We start from the raw sequence: 2123 nt of genomic DNA on the forward strand, positions 1-2123 counted from the left end.
CACCTCAAGATCGTGCTTGATCCGGCGAACCTGTTCGAACACGCCACGCCCGGCGAGGCGCGCGCCATCGTTGCCGCCGCGATCGACGAGGCTGCCGGCCACATCGCCATGGCACATGCCAAGGACCGCTTTGGCGACGGCCGCTTTGCCACTGCAGGACAAGGCATCGTCGATTTTCCGGATTTTGTTTCACGGCTGAAGTCAGCGGGGTTCGACGGACCGCTTGTCACCCACGGCCTGTCCGCCGACGAAGCCCCCGGCGTCGCTGCCTTTCTGCGAAGGCTGCTCTGATGGGCGCCGCCCCGACGATCCTGCTTCGCGACGATGCAGCGCTTCGTGTCTTCGACACGGGACAGGGCGGGTTTCCCGTCGTCTTCCAGCACGGCCTCGGTGGTGACGCTGCGCAGGTCGCGCAGAACTTTCCCGACGGTCCTTCATATCGCCTGCTGACCGTTGAATGCCGTTCCCAGGGCGGCTCCGGCGCCGGCACGACACGGCCGTTTTCGATCGCGATGTTCGCCGATGATGTGCTGGCCGCCGCCAATGCGGCCGGGATCGACCGTTTCGTCGCCGGCGGCATCTCGATGGGCGCGGCCATTGCCTTGCAGCTTGCCGCCCGGCACCCGCACCGGGTCGCCGGTCTCGTGCTTGTTCGCCCTGCCTGGGCTTTCGACGCGGCACCGCAAAACATGCGCCCTTACGTGGAAGTGGCGGAGCTCATCCTCAGCCGTCCTTTATCGGTGGCGCGAGATATCTTCGCGACGTCCGCGACGGCCGCACGCTTTCGAACCGAAGCGCCGGACAATCTTGCTTCCCTGCTCGGCTTCTTCGCGCGCGCCAACGCGAATGTTTTCGCCGAGGTGATGCGAGCGACCGCAAACGATGGGCCTGGCGTCACGCGGGCAGCGGCCGCCGGCCTCGCGTTCCCGACACTCGTCATTGGCAGCGGCATCGATCTCGTCCATCCGCTGGCCACCGCGCACAGCCTCGCCGACGCCATTCCCAACGCCGTCTTTGCCGAGGTGACGCCGAAGGCCACCGACAAGGGGCGCCATTTCGCCGAAATCCGCGCCGCCATCGGCAGCTTTCTCGACACAAATTTCAACAACCAGGACCCATCATGATCTCGAAATCTCTCTCCGGCCCAGCCGCCATCGCCGCATTGCCGCGTGACCGCATGATCGCTGAATTCTCGCTGTGGTCGGCCAATCTCGCCAATTTCGAGAGCGATTTGAATCGCATCGAGCCCCATGTCGATCTTCATCATATCGATGTGGCGGACGGTCATTTCGCCCCGTCCTTCCTGTTCTTCCCCGACCTCGTCGCCCGCATCGCCGGGCTGACGGCCAAGCCCATCCATGTCCACCTGATGGTCGATGAAGCAATCGTCGAGGCGCAGACGCGCCAGTTCATCGAGGCCGGCGCCGACATGATCAGCGTCCATGCCGAGAATGGCGAGGCGGGATTGCGCGCTGTGCGGCTGGCACGTGAGCTCGGCGCCGAGGCCGGTGTCGTGCTCAGGCTGGAGACGCCGGTCGAGACGGTGACGCCTTTCGTCTCCGAGGTCGCCTTCGTCACGCTTCTGGGAACCGCAATCGGCGTCAAGGGCCAGAGCCTGTCGGACAAGGCCTGCGACAGGTTGGGCGCCGCCCGCGCCATACTGAGAAAGGCCGGCCGCGATGCGCAAGTGGTTCTGGCGGCCGACGGCGGCATCCGCCACGAGACCGTGCCGTTGCTGCGTGCCGCCGGCGCCGAGACGGTGGTTCTCGGTTCGCTCGCCTTCGGTGACAAGGATCTCGCCGGCCGCATCGGCTGGCTGCATGGGCTGAAGGTTGCGGCATGACCACCGAAGCCGCCCTTGCGATCGATCTTGGTGGGACGGAGCTTCGCGCCGCCCTGGTCGACCGTGAAGGCAAGATCCTGGCATTCGCGGCGGTGCCGACGCAGGCGCAGGCAGGTCCGGACGCTGTGATCGGCCAGATCGAGGCGCTGGCGGCGACCGTCCATGCCGAGGCGCCGGCGCTTTCGATCGTCGGCGTCGGCGTCGGTGCGCCGGGACCGCTCGATCCGCTGGCCGGCATCGCCGTCGGCCCGCCGACACTCGCCGGCTGGCTGGACGTGCC

Annotated in this window: 4 protein-coding genes; all 4 read left to right on the plus strand. The window is 66.7% G+C overall.

Going from position 1 to position 2123, the window contains the following annotated elements; all coding sequences use genetic code 11:
- On the plus strand, positions 1–291 hold a 291-nt coding region (locus tag EN943_RS36645; protein ID WP_164778594.1), incomplete at its 5' end, for a TIM barrel protein.
- Complete coding sequence (locus EN943_RS36650; RefSeq protein ID WP_127416574.1) at positions 291–1124, plus strand: alpha/beta hydrolase; 834 nt, start codon at positions 291–293, stop codon at positions 1122–1124. The genes EN943_RS36645 and EN943_RS36650, both read left to right, overlap by 1 nt.
- Positions 1121–1843: a ribulose-phosphate 3-epimerase gene (locus EN943_RS36655; RefSeq protein ID WP_127416575.1), complete on the plus strand. Its 723-nt coding sequence runs from the start codon at positions 1121–1123 to the stop codon at positions 1841–1843. The genes EN943_RS36650 and EN943_RS36655 overlap by 4 nt, the downstream gene beginning before the upstream one ends.
- Positions 1840–2123: ROK family protein (locus tag EN943_RS36660; protein ID WP_127416576.1), on the plus strand; the 284-nt coding region annotated here is incomplete at its 3' end. The genes EN943_RS36655 and EN943_RS36660, both read left to right, overlap by 4 nt.

Origin of the sequence: Mesorhizobium sp. M7A.F.Ca.US.006.01.1.1, from assembly GCF_003997935.1 — a bacterium.
GTDB lineage: Bacteria > Pseudomonadota > Alphaproteobacteria > Rhizobiales > Rhizobiaceae > Mesorhizobium.

What these genes read in the sequence shown, in the direction of transcription:
- EN943_RS36650 (WP_127416574.1), top strand. Translation starts at nt 291, where the DNA reads ATGGGCGCCGCCCCGACGATCCTGCTTCGCGACGATGCAGCGCTTCGT.
- EN943_RS36655 (WP_127416575.1), top strand. Translation starts at nt 1,121, where the DNA reads ATGATCTCGAAATCTCTCTCCGGCCCAGCCGCCATCGCCGCATTGCCG.